The following is a 15933-nucleotide window of genomic DNA, read 5'->3' as shown; positions in this document are numbered from 1 at the left end:
CCTTGGACCAGGCCCCGGACCTGGCCTTGGACCAGGCCCCGGACCTGGCCTTGGACCAGGCCCCGGACCTGGCCTTGGACCAGGCCCCGGACCTGGCCTTGGACCAGGCCCCGGACCTGGCCCTGGACCCGGACCTGGCTCCAGCCCCGGCCCCGGACCTGGCTCCAGCCCCGGCCCCGGACCTGGCTCCCGACCTGGCTCCCGACCTGGCCCCGGACCCGGCCCCGGACCCGGCCCCGGACCCGGCCCCGGACCTGGCCCCGGACCTGGCTCCGGACCCGGTTCCGGCCGCACAGGAGCTGGTCCATGAGCTGGTGCGGGCCCAGGCGCTTCGCGCTCCCGGTCGTGCCGCCGTCCAGGACGAGGCCGGCATCTGCACCTACGCCGACCTCCTGGCCCGCGCGGGGGAACTGGGCGCGCGGCTGCGCGCCGCCGGGGCGCGACCGGGCGACCGGGTGGGCATCCATCTGGACCGCTCCCGCGACCTGGTGGCCGGGATGCTCGCAGCCCTCCTGAACGGCTGCTCCTACCTGCCGCTCGACCCGGAGTACCCGGCGGAGCGGCTCTCCTTCATGATCGACGATGCCCGGCCCGTGGCCGTGCTGACCCGGCACGGCCTCACCGTGCCCCCGCACAGCGCGCGGCAGCGCCTCGTGCACGTCGACGGGGACGGCGCGGCCGTCACCGCGGCCGACCGTGCGCCGGTGGCCGTCGAGCCGGGGAACCCCGCCTTCGTCATCTACACCTCGGGATCCACCGGCACGCCCAAGGGCGCCGTGCTCTCGCACCGGGGCATCGCCAACATCCTGCGCCACAGCAAGAAGGAGTTCGGGTTCGCCGAGACCGACTCCGTCCTCGCCCTGGCCCCGTTCTCGTTCGACTTCGCCCAGCTCGAGATCCTGCTGCCACTGATCAGCGGGGGCACGGTGCACCTGGTGGACCGTGCCGTGGCGCGCGATCCGGAACTGCTGGACGCGGCACTCGCCGCGCGCGGCGCCACGTTCGTGATGGGCACCCCGTCCATGTTCAGCGCACTGAGCTCGTTCGGCTGGACCCCGCCGCCTCGGCTGCGCATCGTCTCGGGCGGGGAAACCCTGACCCCCGCCGTCGCCGACGCCCTCGGCTCCGCCCGGGCGGTGTGGAACATCTACGGACCCACCGAGACCTCGATCTACTCGCTGTGCGAGCAGGTGCGGTCGCCCGGCGGGCCAGGGGCGCCCGAGCCGGCACCGGCGCCGGACATCACCATCGGCAGGCCCGTACCCCACACGGTCGTCGAGATCCTGCGGGACGGGAAGCGCTGCGCCGACGGCGAGACCGGCGAGATCCACATAGGCGGCCACGGGCTGGCGATCGGCTATCTCGACCGTCCGGAGCTGACCGAAGAGCGCTTCGTCGCCGACCCCTTCCGGCCCGGCGAGCGCCTGTACCGCACGGGTGACCTGGCGCGACGCCGGTCCGATGGGCGCATCGCCTACAAGGGCCGTGCCGACGACCAGGTCAAGATCCGCGGACACCGGATCGAACTCGGCGAGGTGGAGGAACGGCTGACCCGCCACGACAGCGTCCGCGCGGCGGCCGTCGTTGCCGAACAGGGCCACCACTCCCTGCGGTTGGTCGCTTATGTCGTCATGGCCGACGACCGGGACGCCGACACCGGTGCGCTGCGCCCCTACCTGGCCCGGTACCTGCCCCCGTACGCCCTGCCCCACCGAATCGTCGCGATCGGCGAGATCCCGCTGAGCCCCAACGGGAAGACCGACCGCCGGGCCCTGCGGGAGCTGACCCAGCCCCGGCCCGTCGGCGGCGACGGACTCGCCGGGGTCTGGCGCGACGTGCTGAAAGCCCCCTCGATCGCCCCCGAGGACAACTTCTTCGACCTGGGGGGCGACAGCCTCAGCGCGATGGAGGTGGCGATACGGGCGCGTGACCTCGGCATCCGTATCCGCCCCGCCGACCTGTACGGCACCCGCACGTTCGACGAACTGGCGCAGCTGGCCGAGACACGGGCCACCGGCCCCCAGGACGCAGCACCCTCACCCTCCGCCGACCTGCCGACAGCCCTGTCCCCGGCCCAGCACCGCTTCCTGGAGTGGGACTACAAGGACAGCGACCACTACAACGTCTCCGTGCTCCTGGACGTGGCCGACACGGTCGACCAGGCGGCCCTGAACACGGCCCTCACGCTGCTGGCCGAGCGCCATCCCGCGCTGCGGCTGCGGCTGACGGGTCCGGCCGCCGCGCCCGAACCGCACACGGAACAGGCGCCTCGGGTTCCGCTGGCGTGGCACCGGCTGCCGGCCGGGACCGAGGAGGAGGTCGCCCGCGCATTCCTGAAGGAGGCGGACCGCCTCCAGCAGTCCCTCAGCCTGCGGGACGGCCCCGTCTGGCGGGCGGCCTTCTTCTCCGGCGGCGGCAACCGGCTGCTGCTGGTGTTCCACCACTTCATCGCCGACGGCATGTCGCTGAAGATCATCGCCCGTGATCTGAGCGCGCTGTACGACGAGGTCGTCGCAGGCACGCCCCGGACCCGCCCCCGCGCCACCGCCGCGTCCTGGGCCGTGCACGCCGGCACGCTGCGCCGGTTCGTCAACGGTCCCCTCGGCGGCCTGTTCCTGCGGCGCTGGGAAGCCCTGCCCTGGCCGTCGGTGCGACCCCTGCCCACCGACCGGGCGGGGGGCAGCATGCACCTGAGCCACATAAGGTCCTTCGCGACCGTGCTTCCCCTGCCTTCCGGGATCGGCGCGCCGCGCCAGGAGGAGCTGCTCATCTCGTCGCTGGCGGCGGCCGCCGCCGAGGAGACGGGCAGCCGCACCGGTGCCATCGAGGTGTGCAGGCACGGCCGCACCGACCCGAGCGGCGGACCGGGCTTCTTCGACACGGTGGGCTGGCTCAACAGCATCGCCCCTTACGTGCTGTCCCTGCCCGAGCAGGAATCGGACACCGGGACCGGGGCCTGGTTGCGCCGGCAGATCGCGGAGATCCGCGACATGGAGCAGACCTGGGGTGCCCTGCGCCACCTGCACGACGACGAGGGGATACGCCGTCGCCTCGCCGCGCTGCCCGTACCGGAGATCTATCTCAACTTCCTGGGCCCCCGCATGCACGACCTCGGCCTCTCCGCGCCGTTCCGGAGCGACGACGGCGCGGTCGGCACGGAGATGACCCCCGACCGCACACAGCCCTACCGGATCAAGATCTACGCGGAGACCGTCCCCGAGGGACTGCGGCTGCTGTGGCAGTACAGCTCCGACGTGCACGACGAGGACCGCATCCAGCGCATCGCACAGGCGTGCGCGCGCTGGATGGGCCGGCTCTCCCGGTGACCCCGACCGACAGCCGGCCTGCCCGGACAGGAGACACAATGCAGCACATACTCATCGCCAACCGCGCGGCCATCGCGGTACGCGCCGCGCAGACCTGCCGCAGGCTGGGATTCGAGACGACCGCGCTGTCCGCGCTGACGGACACTCAGAACACGCACGTGGCCGCGGCGGACCACGAGGTCTGCGTCGAGGGCCGCGGCCTGCCCGACACGTACGACTCGTGCGAGCGGGTGCTCGACGCCGTGGAGCGCAGTGGCGTCGACTGCGTGTACCCGGGGTACGGCTCGCTGGCCGAGAACGCCGACTTCGTGGCCGGCCTGGAGGCCAGGGGCGTAACCTTCGTCGGCCCCTCGTCGAACGCCCTGCGCCTGGCCGGCAGCAAGGCGGCGGCCGTCGAGGCCGCGCACCGCATCGGCGTGCCCGTGCTCCCCCACGCCGCCGGACGCGGACCGGACGAAGTCCTCGCCCGCGCCCGGGAGATCGGCCTGCCGGTCGTCCTCAAGCCGGAGTTCGGGTACGGAGGCCAGGAGGTGCGCATCGCCCACACCCCGGCCGACATCGAGCGGGCCGTCGCAGCCGGGCCGTCGACCACGTCCTGGTACGTGGAGAAGTACCTCACCGTGAACCGGGTGGTCGGTGTCACCCTCGCCGTGGACCACGAGGGCACCGTCATTCCGCTGGGCGAGCGCGAGAGCCTGCTGGTCGCCGACGGACTCAAGCTGCTGGAGGCCTCCCCGGTGGAGGGCGTCGACGCCGGAACACTGGCGGCGATGCGATCGGACGCGGCCCGCGTGGCCGAGGCGTTCGGGCTGCGCAACGTCATGACGGTGGAGTTCATCGTCGGGCCGGACCGCTACTACTTCCTGGAGGTCAACGGCAGGCTTCCGCTGGCCTACCGGATGTCCGAGCGGCAGACGGACACCGACCTCGTGGAACTCCAGCTCCGCATCGCCCGCGGGGAGTCCGTCTCCCCGGACGAGGCGGTCGTCGACCGCTCGCGGCACTGCCTGGAGGCGCGCCTGTTCGTCCACCCCCAGGAACTGGGCGACTTCCCCGAGGTGGGCACCCTCACGCATCTCGACCTCGCGGACACCGACGGCGTTACATACGCCTGGTCGGTGGACACGGCGCGCCCGGTGACGTACGAACTCATCCTCGCCCAGGCCCTGGCGACCGGCACTGACCGGACCGCGGCGGCACACCTGGTGCGCAAGGCCCTGGAGGCGTCCCGGGTCGGGGGACTGCGCTGCTACGTGGAGGAGATCACCCAACGGCTGAACGACGAGTGCTGAGGACGTCCTCGGCCCGTATCGCAGTGACCGCACCGCTGGAACATCAGGAGATTCGAGCATGCACCAAGGACTGACCATCGCCTTCTTGGGTATCGACGGCATTGGCAAGAGCACGCTGTGCCGGGCCTTCGAGGAGCGCCTGCGGGAGGGCGGCCAAGAGGTGGTGACCGTCACCTGGCGCTCCGCCCTGGAGGAGACAGCCGCTCCATGGCCCGCGGTACCCCTCCAGCAGCTGTGGCTGGAATCCTTCCGCACCCTGTACGGCGCGGGGCTGCGCGACGGCCGGCCGCTGGACATCCCCCGCGGGTACGACCAGTGGCGCGACGGCGATTGGGAGCGCCACCTGGCCTCGGAGCCCGTGACGCGGAACAAGGCGTCGGGAGCTCTTGCCGCCGCGTTCGTGGAGATCGCGGGCAATGTGCTGCTGGCATCGGAGGTGACCCAGCGGGCACTGGCCCGGGGCGCGATCGTCGTCCAGGAGTCCTACCCGATCAAGCACGTCCTCAAGGAACTCGCGGTGGCCGAGCGGCTGGCCGCCGAGGGCGGCGACGAGGACGACCCGGCCGCCGCCGCGGTCGGTGAACTGGTGCGCACGGTACGGGGAATGCTCGACCTGGTCTTCGGCTCCGCACTGCTGCGCCCGGACGTCGGCATTCTCGTCGACGGCCCGTCCGCCTTCGCGTACCGCTGGCGCACCGCGCAGAACGGCGCGATCGGCGCCCTGGAGGACTACGGACCGGCGGGCGAGCGCAGCGAGGAGTCGTTCAGCCGCCTGCAGGACGAGACGGCCAAGCTTTTCCGTGAGTACGCGGTGGCCTGGGACTGGATCGTCCACGAGGTGGACGACGCCGGCGTGGAGGCCAACACGGCCCGCGGCCTGGAGGCGCTGTGTTCCCACCCGGAGGTGGCCCGCCGCCTCGCGGGCACGGAACGAGGCGACGGTGTGAGCGCGCGATGAGGGACGGATCCTCCGAGCGCACGACCCGCAGGGCCCCGTGGCACCGGGAGCGAGGATGACGACGGCGGTCACCGCCTCTCCGGCGGACACGCGGGTGCTCCGGGTCCTCGTCGCGTCGTCGATGCTGTCGAAAATCGCGGACTGGCAGCTCGGGATCGTGATCCCGCTGGCGGTGCTCGCGCAGACTGACTCCGTTGCCATGTCCCTCGTCTCGTTCGCGCTGCGGGGCGTCACCTATGTCGGATCTCCGATCCTCGGTGCGTTCATCGACCGCTTCGACAAGCGGGCCATCTTCGTGCTGGCCCAGGTGCAGCAGGCCGTCTGCCTGGTCCTGCTGGCGGCCTTCCTCTCCAACCAGGTGGCCGTCGCCGCGCTGGTGCTGCTCTCGGGGGTCGGCGGTGTCGCGAGCACCATCACCGGGCAGTTCGTCCTCATACCGAAGCTGATCAGCGCGCCCGCCCGCCCTCTGGCCGTGGCCAAACTGAACTCCGCGATCGAATTCTCCAAGGTCATCGGTCTGATCGTGGGAGGCGCCGCGTTCTCCGTGCTGGGCGCGGAGCCCGCCTCGCTGTGCATCGCCGGCCTGTACCTGCTCGCGGGAATCGCGGCCCTGCTGCTGCCCAGGGTGCCGTCGAACCACGAGAAGATGGACATCCGCCGCGATCTCGCGATCGGATTCCGCTGGGTCCTCAAGCGGGAGATTCTCTGGCTCGTGGTGACGATGTCGATGACGAACCTCGCCATCGGCCAGCTCGAACCGGCGCTGATCACCGAGTTCGGACAGCGGGACATCAACACCACGGTCATTTCCCTGGTGATGGCGATCGGGCTGTTCATGGGGGCCGTGGCCAGCCGCCTCGCGCCGGGCATCCTGCCCAGGTGGAGACCCGAACGGCGCATTCTGCTCTGCCAGTTGGTCGCGTTCTTCGGCCTCGTGCTCGTGGCCGTCCCGTTCCTGCCCGTGAAGCTGCTCGGCTTCATGATCGAGTGCTTCGCGGTCGCGGTGAGCAACGTCGCCTCCATCACCTACCGCCAGGAATCGATCCCGGTCGAGGTCGCCGGCCGGGCCAACGCGACCATTCGTATGTTCATCACGGGAGCCGTCCCGCTGTCGGGTTTCCTCTACGCCTGGGCGAGCCGGCTGGACGGATTCCGCTTCTGGCTGCCCTCCCTGTGCATCTGGGTTGTCTCGATCGTGATCTGGGCCGTCTACACCCGGCGCAGCGGACGTGCCACGGTGGCGACACCTTTGAAAGGAGCCCTCAGTGGAGATCACTGAGCAGGACGACCTCGTCATTGCCTCGGTCGACCGCGACGAGGCGGAACGCAGCGCCTGGAAGGAAGCCGACGCGACGGTCGACATCGTCAGGCTCACCGGATCCGAGGACGTCGACGACGCCACCCTGGCCGCACTGGGCTTCGTGGCGCGCCCGCGATGGGTGAACTGGTGCGCCCCCCTGGGGCAGTCCGAGGAGGAGTTCGCCACCGGACTCTCCGCCACCGAACGCAGGAACATCCGCCTCGGCCGCCGGTTCATCCAGGACGAGGACATGCGAGTCGGTGTACGGGTCGGTCTGACCGAGGAACTCGTGGACGAGTTCCTGGTCGTCTACGACGCGCAGATAGCCGGGATGCCGCGCGGCAGGAACTTCGCACGCCGGTGGCGCGACCGCCTGCTCGCGGCCTGCTCGGAGCACGTCGCCGTCAGCGTGCACGCGGGCACCACGATGGTTGCCGGATCCATCTGGTGGATGCGCCGGGCGGAGTCGGTGCTGCAGATGCGCTTCTCCGCGGCGTCCATCGACGCCCGGTCGAGCCGGGTGATGCGGGCCGCCTATGCCGAGGCGTTCCGGTTCGCCCGCGAGAGCGGTCTGGCCTTCGCCTCCCTGGGCAACGACCCCTCACTCTACGGGCACGTCGTGCAGCCGGGTCTGTTCAACTTCAAGAGCCGCTTCGGCTTCGCGCCCGTCCCCTCACAGGTGCTCGACCCCGGCCTCGCCGGTGGGTTCGCCGACAAGTTCCTCAGCCTGCGGTCGCTGTCGGATCCCTCCCTCGTGGTGACCTGGGGACACCATCGCGGTACGTCGCCTGCCTGGCCCGAGGCCGCATCGAGCCCCGGTCACGACCTGCTTCTGCTGTCCGCCGATCCGGAGGACGGACTCGCCGGCCGATTCCGCACGGCCGGCTTCCGGGACAGCGCGGTGCTGATGGTTCCCGCCGCTCCTCCCGCGGCCTGAACCGGGAGGCGCGGGGTCCGATGCCTGTGCCGGGTGCGGCCCGGCCCAGGCATCGCCCGGCGGGTGTCGGCTCAGGCGTGATGCCGCGAGTGTGATCGGCTTCATGGCGAGCGCCGGCAACCCGGTGTGGGGCATGGGCGCCATTGCCGCCTCCGCCATCCTCGTATCCCTGTGCGCCACACAGATCCGGTGGCCGGCCCTCGCCGTGACGAAGCCTGACCCCTCGATCCTGACGTGACAGTCGCCACATCGGTCCGGTTCGCCACGAGCCGGACCGGTGCGGACCGATCCTTGCCATGACGCGGACCGAGCCTTGCCATGACAACGTCGTCCACGCCATGAGAGCGTCGCCCACAGCACAGCCGACACGCCACACACCCCGCAATCTTTGGGCAGACTCCAGGGACGACACAGAGGGTGGAGCAATCAGCCGGTACGAGGGAGAACATGATCGACAAGATTCTGCCGCCCCAGGTGGCTGTGGCCGAAGCGCTCTGCGACCCGCCCGACGCCGATCTCTTCCCCGGCGAGGAAGAGCTGATCCGTAACTCCGTGGAATCCCGGCGCAAGGAGTTCACCACCGCACGCTGGTGCGCCCGCCGCGCGCTCGGCGAGCTCGGTCTCGCGCCCGTCCCCATCCTGAAAGGCGAACGCGGCGCCCCGGTGTGGCCGGGAGGAGTCGTCGGAAGCATGACCCACTGCGCCGGCTACCGAGCTGCCGCGGTTGCCCACCGGGCGGACGCGCTCACCGTCGGTATCGACGCCGAACCGCATGAGCCGCTGCCCGACGGGGTGCTCGAGACCATTGCGCTGGCGACGGAACTCCAGCGAGAACGCGAGCTGCGCCAGGCGTCCCCCGAGGTCCACTGGGACCGGCTGCTGTTCAGCGCTAAGGAGAGCGTCTACAAGGCGTGGTTCCCGCTCACCCACCGCTGGCTCGGCTTCGAGCAGGCCGACATCGTGCTCCACTCGAACGGCAGCTTCACCGCCGGGCTGCTGATCTCTGCCGCGGAGCTGGACCTGGCGGCCGGTTCGGCGCCGACGCCTACGGCTTTCAGTGGCCGATGGCTGGTCGCGGACGGTCTCGTGGCGACCGCGATCGCTGTCGAGACCGAGCCGAACGCGCCGACCGGGTAGAGGTCACCGCTGCAGTGCAGGACACGGCGCACAGAGGTTGCAGCCGGGAGGGACGGCGCGGGGCGTGGTGGTCACTGGCCTCGTACAGGTTCGTCGGCCATACTGCCCGCCGTGGAGCAGCGCATAGATCCGAACACTCAGCCCGGGTACGCCGCAGGGACAGACCCGGCGTACATCCCTGGTCTCACGGCCCCTGCAACTACCGGGAAGCCGGACACGAGCCTGGAGCGGACAGACCAGGAACAGGCAGACCAGGAACAGACAGAGGAGCGGGCGCCCGCCGCCGACGCTCTGGACGATGCCGTTACGGAGGCCGTATCCGAGGATGCGGCAGCCGACGGGGAGTCCGCTGCCGAGACGGCGGCCGATGACAAGGAGGCAGAGGCCGGCCCCGTATTCGAGGTGAGCGACCGTCGTGGGTCGATCACCGCGGACCGTGACGGCGTCCGGTTCCGACTGGACGACCAGGAGGCCGATTTCCGCTGGGGCGAGATCGGTGCGTTTGAGGTGAAGACCCCTCGCTTCGGCCGCCGGTTCACCGTCACGGTTCATATGTCGGCCCGTCGATGGTTCAACGCCGAAGTCGAAGCGTCGGCCAGGAGCGACCTCAAGCAGTGGGCGGAAGAACTCGACGCGGTCCTGGACGTCTACTTCGAGGAATCCTGACACGGCGGTGCCATCCGGGAGACAGGGTCGGCGGCCGGGACAACCGCCGGCCCTCTCCCGACCGCCAGCCTTGTCCCGACCGCCGACCCGCGCGAATGGCGGGGGGCGAGCTGAGACGCCCCTGCGGGGCGAGAGGCCGACATCGGGTCCGCCCCGGGCGAACCTCCGTACGGGAAGTGCGCGGAGGCGGGAGCCGGGCTCTCGCCCGGAAATCGCGGACGGTGGCCTGCGTCGGGGCCGCTGATCACCCGTATGGGCAGGTCGGCCGCCCTGCGACGAGCACCCCGCCGATATCGCCGCTGCGGACGGGGCCACGCGGGGGCATGGCGAGAACCCCCTTGCGAACGCCCGGGTGAGGGGGTCGTGGGCAGCCTTGCGAGCGCCTGCGCCCGGACCGCTGAACGTGCGCTCGACGATGTCCATCGGCCGGTCAGGCGTCCGTGAGCACCACCGAGCGCGTCAGGTGGCGCGGGCTGTCCGGGTCCAGACCGCGGGCGGCGGCGCGGGCGATCGCCAGACGCTGGACGCGGACCAGCTCGGCCAGCGGGTCAAGGTCGCTCTCCACCCAGCGGGCGCCGGTCGAGAGCACCTGCTCCGCAAGGCCCTCGGGGGAGGTGCCGAACATCCAGGTCGCGGTGCCGGTGGTGGCGATGCTGATGGGGCCGTGGCGGTACTCCATCGCGGGGTACGCCTCCGTCCAGGAAAGCGACGCCTCCTTCATCTTGAGCGCGGCCTCGTTGGCGAGACCCGCCGTCCAGCCACGACCGAGGAAGGTGAACTGGGTGCAGTCCAGCAGGCCTTCGGGCAGTGGCTCGGCCAGTGCGGTCTCCGCGTCGCGGACCACGGCGTCGGTGTGCAGACCGAGGTGGGCGCGGAGCAGGGTGAGCAGGGTGGTGGCGAACCGGGTCTGCACGACGGACTGCTCATCGGCGAAGTCGAGCACGACGACATCGTCGGCGGACGTCATGACCGGGGTGTTCGGGTCGGCGGTGATGGCCACTGTGCGGGTGACACCACGGAGCCGGTCGAGCAGTCCCAGTACCTCGGTCGTGGTCCCCGAGCGGGTGAGCGCGACGACCCGGTCGTAGCCGCGGCCGAAGGGGAACTCCGAGGCGGCGAAGGCATCGGACTCGCCCTGCCCGGACTCCTCGCGGAGCGCGGCGTAAGCCTGGGCCATGTAGAACGAGGTGCCGCAGCCGACGACCGCGATGCGCTCACCGGTTGTGGGCAGAGCAACTGCCTGGGTCCGGGCCAGCTCGGCTGCGCGACGCCAACACTCCGGCTGACTGGCTGTCTCGATCTCGACAAATGACACTTTTGCACTCCGTAGTCGCAGTGGATTGCTCGTTTGTGCACGCTATACGCGATGTGCGAGCATCATCAAGCATTCTGGTTGCAGGAAGCTTGATCGGGCGGAGCCTTGTGCGACGCTTGCACGTGTCCGGTGACCGCACCCAAGGGGATGGGCGCCCGAAGCCCGGGTTCGTGAGGAGAGTTCTCTTGTCCAGGGATGCCCGGTGGAACGCGCTGCTGGAACTTGTCGGTAAAAACGGCCGGGTGGAGGTCGAGTGCGCCGCCGCGACGCTGGATGTCTCGGCCGCGACCATCCGCCGTGACCTGGACCAGCTCGCCGAGCAGCAGCTGCTCACACGTACTCGCGGTGGCGCGGTCGCGCACGGTGTCAGTTATGAATTGGCCCTGCGCTACAAAACCGGCCGCCACGCTCCGGAGAAACAGGCCATCGGCCGCGCCGTCTCCGAACTGGTGGCGGTCGGCGAAGTGGTGGGACTGACCGGCGGTACGACACTCACCGAGGTGGCCCGTTCGCTGGCGGTGCGCTCCGATGTCGTCGGTGACACCGCGGCCGGGATGGGCGGTCGGCCGACCCTGACCGTTGTCACCAACGCTCTCAACATCGCCAACGAGCTGGTGATCCGACCGCAGATCAAGATCGTGGTGACCGGTGGGGTGGTCAGGCCGCAGTCGTACGAGCTGACGGGCCCGCTGGCCGGCGGGGTACTGGGCGAAATCACCCTGGATGTCGCCGTGCTGGGCGTCAATGCGATCGACACCGAGCGTGGTGCGTACGTTCACCACGAGGGCGAGGCCGGCATCAACCGGCTGCTTGCCGAGCAGGCCCAACGGGTGGTCGTGGCGGCCGACTCCTCGAAGATCGGCAAGCGGGCCTTCGCCCGGGTCTGCGATCTCGGGCAGGTCGATTTCCTGGTCACCGACAAGGGCATCACGGCCGAGGCAGAGGCCCGCTTCACGGAGGCCGGCGTCACTGTCATCGCTGTCTGAACCCGCTCGAAACCATCCGAACCATCCGAACCATCCGGAACCTCCGAACGGGTCGTCCGAACGGCGGGTCGCCATGAACCATGCGCCTGTCGCCGCTGAGGAGCACCGGTCGCACCCAATGAGCGTCCGCCGCGATGCGGGACGCCGCCGGGTGAAATCGGGGTCGATCGTCCGGAGGATGCCGTATGGGGCTGCGAGGTGCCGGCCTCATAGGGTCACCGAGCCACCGTCGCCGAAGAATATGAGCAGCGATTTTGCGCCAACCGGACCTTGTTATGGTTGAGTTCAAACGCGTGGCCGGACCGCGGTCGGCATAATCGCGTCCATGTCGATCACGGGTGGAGACGTTGTTGACCTGGGGCGGGACCTGTACGCATGGCTCCCGCCGAAACGGGGCTGGGGGCTGGCGAATTGCGGTCTCCTCGTCTCGCCCCGCGGCGCGCTCTGGATCGACACCCCGTATGACGCCGTGCTGGCCGGGCAGTTCCTGGACGAGTCCACGAAGCGGCTGCCCGACGGTGTCTCCATCGACCGGGTGATCGTCACCCATGCGAACGGCGACCACTTCTGGGGTGCGGGCGTACTCCCGGATGCGGAGATCATCGCGACCCGCGAGGCTGGGGAACACATCCATTACGATCCCACGCCGAAGCAGCTGCACGCGCTCGTGGCCACTGGTGATCCGGCCACCGCGCTCGGGACTTACCTCGGACGTCACTTCGGCCTTTTCGACTGGTCGCAGACCGAGCCGGTGCAGCCGACCACGTACTTCACCGGAGAGCTCGAACTGACCCTGGGCGATTACCCGGTCCAGCTCTCCGCCCTGCCACCGGCGCACACCACCGGCGACCTGATGGTCCATCTGCCCGCGCAGCGAGCCGTGTTCAGCGGGGACGTCATCTTCTCCTCCACTCCCGCTCAGCCGGGCGACCACCCGGTGCACTGGGCGGGGCCGCTGAGCAATGTGATCGCGGCCTGCGAACGGGTGCTGGCCACTGGCGCCGAAATCATCGTCCCGGGGCACGGACCGGTCCTCGACCAGGCCGGGGTGCGCGATCACATCGTGTACCTGGAGTACGTGCGCGAGCGCGCCCACGCCTTCCACGAAGCCGGGGTCCCCGCCATCGAGGCGGCCCGCCGGGTCATCGGTGAGGGGCGCCACCCGGAACTCGGACTTCCCGAGCGGCTGGTGGCGACCATCGGCAGTGAATACCGTCAGCTCGACGGCTCCGAGCTGCCCGGAGTGCTCCAGGTGATGACCGATGTCGCCGTGGTCGCTCAAGAAGTGGAGCAGTCCCGTGAGCCGGCAGGCCCGGCGGAGAAGTAGGCGGAGCTTCCGCCGCCGCTTCGACCGGAAGGCCCGGACTTCGCCGCCGACCCGCACAGCCACTACCGGCAGCCGGGACCGTTCCGCCGTGCTCCGGTCCGGCTTCCGGTACGTTTCACCCCCGTCGACATGACTGCGGAAGCGGACCGGCACGGAGCTGCGGTGGGGCGCCGGACGGGCCGTCAGCGGTGTCGATTCAGCCCGTGAACCGTGTCGGTGGTACGCCGAACGGGTGAGGGACGAGAGAATTGCCCGATGAACAGCGAGCGCAGCCGGCGCAACGCCGACCGAAGCACAGACGGGGTGGTCCGGTGAGCAGGTACGACAGGTACGACGTCACGGACGAGCAGTGGGAGGGGCTTGCCCAGGTCGTACCTCTGCGCGGCCGCAACGAGTGGCCGTCCCGGGTCGATCACCGTACGGTCCCCGACACGAGCGCGGAAGCCGAACAGCGGCGCCTCGTCGTGCTGCGGGTCCAGGTCTTCGCGGACGCGCGGGAGGTGGCGGAGTATCTGGTCGCACAGGTCCCGGTACTGCTCGATCTGACCAGCGCGGAGACGGATGTGGCCAAGCGCATCCTGGACTTCACCAGCGGGGTCGTCTTCGGACTCGGCAGCGGAATGCATCGGGTCGACCGGAATGTCTTCCTGCTGTCACCGGTCGGCATGGAGGTCGAAGGGGTCACGGCGGCGGGCATACACGGTTCTTAGAGGGGCAGTTCGGCCGGGGTCGGCCGGGGTCGGCCGGGGTCGGCCGGGGTCGGCCGGGGTCGGCAGGGAGTCGGCCAGGCCCCGGCCAGGCCCCGGTCGGGAGTCGGCCAGGAGTCGGCCAGACCCCGGTCGGGAGTCGGCCAGGCCCCGGCCAGGCCCCGGTCGGGAGTCGGCAGGGAGCCGGTCGGGCGGGGCGCGGTGGCGGAGCTACCCCCTTCGTGGGAATGCCGTTCGGGCGGGGTTGCCGCGGCGGGCGTAGCCCGATCGTAGGAAGGTCGTTCAGGCGGAACGGTTCGCCGGACCGGGGTCTGCATACGGTCCGCCCATGACTGCACTCCGCCCGGGGACCCCCCCGCCGCCCGCCGGCACGCCCGTGACTATTGATGCCACCCCCGGTACGTCCCGGCCCGACGATTTTCCTGCCACTCCCCGTACGACGGCCCGACCGGCGGTCACGCGGCGTTCCGGTGGACCAGTCCGGTCCGCCGGCCCCGTCGTCACCGAACTGCGGCTGTCCGCCTTTGCCTCGCACCGGGGTGCCGCCTTTCCCATCGGCCCGATCACGCTCTTCGCCGGTCCCGGCGGCAGCGGCAAGTCGAGTGCGTTACGGGCGTACGAGGCGCTGGCGCGGCTGGGTGGCGGAGACCCGCTCGACGAGGTGTTCCCGGACCCGGCGGGCTGTGTACCGGAAGGGGCTGCGGCCGATGCGCAGGGCCGCCGCGGATTCCGGATCGGGTGCACGGCGGACGGCCCGGTAGGACCGGTACGGCTCGACGTCGCCATCCAGGCGGAGCCCACCCTCCGCATCGTCGGGGAACGGCTCACCGGCGGCGGCGAGACCCTGCTCACCACGGCGTTGCGCGACCCGGGGCGCTCGACGGTCCAGGCGGCCTGGCACACCGCGGGCGCGGTCCCGGTGACGCGCGCGCCGTTGCCGGACGACCGCCTCGGAACGGCCCTGCTGCCGCTACGGGTGGCGGGCAGGACCGAGGGGCAGTTACGCGTCCTTGCCGCCGCGGAACAGATGGTCGTGGCTCTGCGATCGGTCTTCGCCTGTGAACCGCAGCCGCAGCGGATGCGCGCCCCGGTGGTGGCGGGAGACGGCCGTCTGCGCCGTGGCTGCGACAACCTTGCGGCGGTGCTGGAGCGCACGTACACGCAGTGTGCCCGACGGCATGCCCGGCTGGTCGCGGCCGCTCGCGCCGGATGCGCGGGACCGGTGACCGCACTGGGTGTCGAGCGGCTCACGGACGGGTTGCTGCGCGCGACGGTCGGGCGCGGCGAGGGACACGGCACGCCGGTCGGCCGGCTCGGCGACGGTGAACTGAGGTATCTCGCGCTCGCCCTGGTGCTGCTCACCGGCCCCGGGGCGCTTGCGGTTGACGCCGCGGGCGAGGTGCCGTCGGCCATGCAGACCCTCACCGTGCTGGCCGACGGACTCGACCGGGACCTGGACGGACGGCAGTTGCGCGAGCTGCTCGCTGTGGCGGTGTCGATCGGGGCGGCCGGGCACATCAGGCTGGTGGGGACGGTCACGGAGCCGGGTGCGGAGCGGGCCCGGGAGACGGCCGGGGTGACGGTGGTAGACCTGGAGCCGTGACAGAACTTGATGTACGGGCCCTGCAGCAACGCCTCGCCGCGTTCGCGGCCGCACGGGACTGGGAGCAGTACCACACCCCGAAGAACCTGGCGGCGGCACTGAGCGTCGAGGCGTCCGAACTGGTCGAAATCTTCCAGTGGTTGACGCCGGAGCAGTCGGCGCAGGTGATGGAGAGCCCCGAGACGGCGCACCGGGTCGCGGACGAGGTCGCGGATGTTCTCGCGTATCTGCTGCAGTTCTGCGAGGTGTTGGGGATCGACGCGCTGGCGGCACTGTCGGAGAAGATCGACCGGAATGAGGCCCGTTTCCCGCCACCGGAGCGCCCGGACACCTCTGAGTCCCAGAATCGTCACTCTTCGGAGTGATCAACTTATTCACA

Annotated in this window: 14 protein-coding genes; 13 read left to right on the top strand and 1 reads right to left on the bottom strand. The window is 70.6% G+C overall.

Features of this window, described 5'->3' with window-relative positions; translation table 11 throughout:
* The 8 genes from ACZ3IC_RS27950 to ACZ3IC_RS27915 form a co-directional block, all read left to right on the top strand.
* Window positions 1-3326, top strand: a 3326-nt coding sequence (locus ACZ3IC_RS27950) for an amino acid adenylation domain-containing protein (protein WP_467420499.1), incomplete at its 5' end; no start/stop codon positions are given.
* Between the two features lie 38 nt (window positions 3327-3364).
* The gene (locus tag ACZ3IC_RS27945) at window positions 3365-4618 is read left to right on the top strand and encodes an ATP-binding protein (RefSeq protein WP_467420498.1); all 1254 of its coding nucleotides are present in this window, start codon (window positions 3365-3367) and stop codon (window positions 4616-4618) included.
* 58 nt (window positions 4619-4676) lie between these two features.
* A complete protein-coding gene (locus ACZ3IC_RS27940) occupies window positions 4677-5576 on the top strand; it encodes a hypothetical protein (RefSeq protein ID WP_467420497.1) in 900 nt (299 codons plus the stop codon).
* Window positions 5577-5631: 55 nt separating this feature from the next.
* Window positions 5632-6855, top strand: a complete 1224-nt coding sequence (locus tag ACZ3IC_RS27935) for an MFS transporter (RefSeq protein WP_467420495.1) — start codon at window positions 5632-5634, stop codon at window positions 6853-6855.
* A complete protein-coding gene (locus tag ACZ3IC_RS27930) occupies window positions 6842-7813 on the top strand; it encodes a hypothetical protein (RefSeq protein ID WP_467420493.1) in 972 nt (323 codons plus the stop codon). The genes ACZ3IC_RS27935 and ACZ3IC_RS27930 overlap by 14 nt, the downstream gene beginning before the upstream one ends.
* 91 nt (window positions 7814-7904) lie before the next feature.
* Window positions 7905-8051 carry a hypothetical protein gene (locus tag ACZ3IC_RS27925; protein ID WP_467420491.1) on the top strand — a complete coding sequence of 49 codons (147 nt, stop codon included), beginning with the start codon at window positions 7905-7907 and terminating at the stop codon, window positions 8049-8051.
* Between the two features lie 209 nt (window positions 8052-8260).
* Window positions 8261-8950, top strand: coding sequence for a 4'-phosphopantetheinyl transferase family protein (locus tag ACZ3IC_RS27920; RefSeq protein ID WP_467420489.1), 690 nt, complete (start codon window positions 8261-8263; stop codon window positions 8948-8950).
* 111 nt (window positions 8951-9061) lie between these two features.
* Entirely contained in the window at window positions 9062-9616 is a 555-nt protein-coding gene (locus tag ACZ3IC_RS27915) for a hypothetical protein (protein ID WP_467420488.1), read from the top strand.
* A gap of 430 nt (window positions 9617-10046) precedes the next feature.
* Here the strand turns inward: ACZ3IC_RS27915 and ACZ3IC_RS27910 are convergent, their stop codons facing one another.
* Entirely contained in the window at window positions 10047-10931 is an 885-nt protein-coding gene (locus ACZ3IC_RS27910; protein ID WP_467420485.1) for an SIS domain-containing protein, read from the bottom strand.
* Between the two features lie 185 nt (window positions 10932-11116).
* On the opposite strand from ACZ3IC_RS27910, the gene ACZ3IC_RS27905 reads away from it, so the two are divergent.
* The 5 genes from ACZ3IC_RS27905 to ACZ3IC_RS27885 all read left to right on the top strand — a co-directional run bounded on the left by ACZ3IC_RS27905 (window position 11117) and on the right by ACZ3IC_RS27885 (window position 15919).
* Window positions 11117-11917: a DeoR/GlpR family DNA-binding transcription regulator gene (locus ACZ3IC_RS27905; RefSeq protein ID WP_467420484.1), complete on the top strand. Its 801-nt coding sequence runs from the start codon at window positions 11117-11119 to the stop codon at window positions 11915-11917.
* A 325-nt stretch (window positions 11918-12242) separates the two neighbouring features.
* Entirely contained in the window at window positions 12243-13244 is a 1002-nt protein-coding gene (locus ACZ3IC_RS27900) for an MBL fold metallo-hydrolase (protein WP_467420482.1), read from the top strand.
* A 311-nt stretch (window positions 13245-13555) separates the two neighbouring features.
* On the top strand, window positions 13556-13954 hold the full coding sequence (locus tag ACZ3IC_RS27895) for a cell division protein SepF (RefSeq protein ID WP_467420480.1): 399 nt from the start codon (window positions 13556-13558) through the stop codon (window positions 13952-13954).
* A gap of 325 nt (window positions 13955-14279) precedes the next feature.
* Window positions 14280-15554, top strand: coding sequence for an AAA family ATPase (locus ACZ3IC_RS27890; protein ID WP_467420478.1), 1275 nt, complete (start codon window positions 14280-14282; stop codon window positions 15552-15554).
* The gene (locus ACZ3IC_RS27885; protein WP_467420476.1) at window positions 15551-15919 is read left to right on the top strand and encodes a nucleotide pyrophosphohydrolase; all 369 of its coding nucleotides are present in this window, start codon (window positions 15551-15553) and stop codon (window positions 15917-15919) included. The genes ACZ3IC_RS27890 and ACZ3IC_RS27885 overlap by 4 nt, the downstream gene beginning before the upstream one ends.
* Window positions 15920-15933: the final 14 nt, after the last annotated feature.

This window comes from Streptomyces sp. NPDC002958 (genome assembly GCF_055563255.1).
Note: the sequence above shows the minus strand (reverse complement) of the source record. Positions and strands in the feature narration are given on the sequence as shown.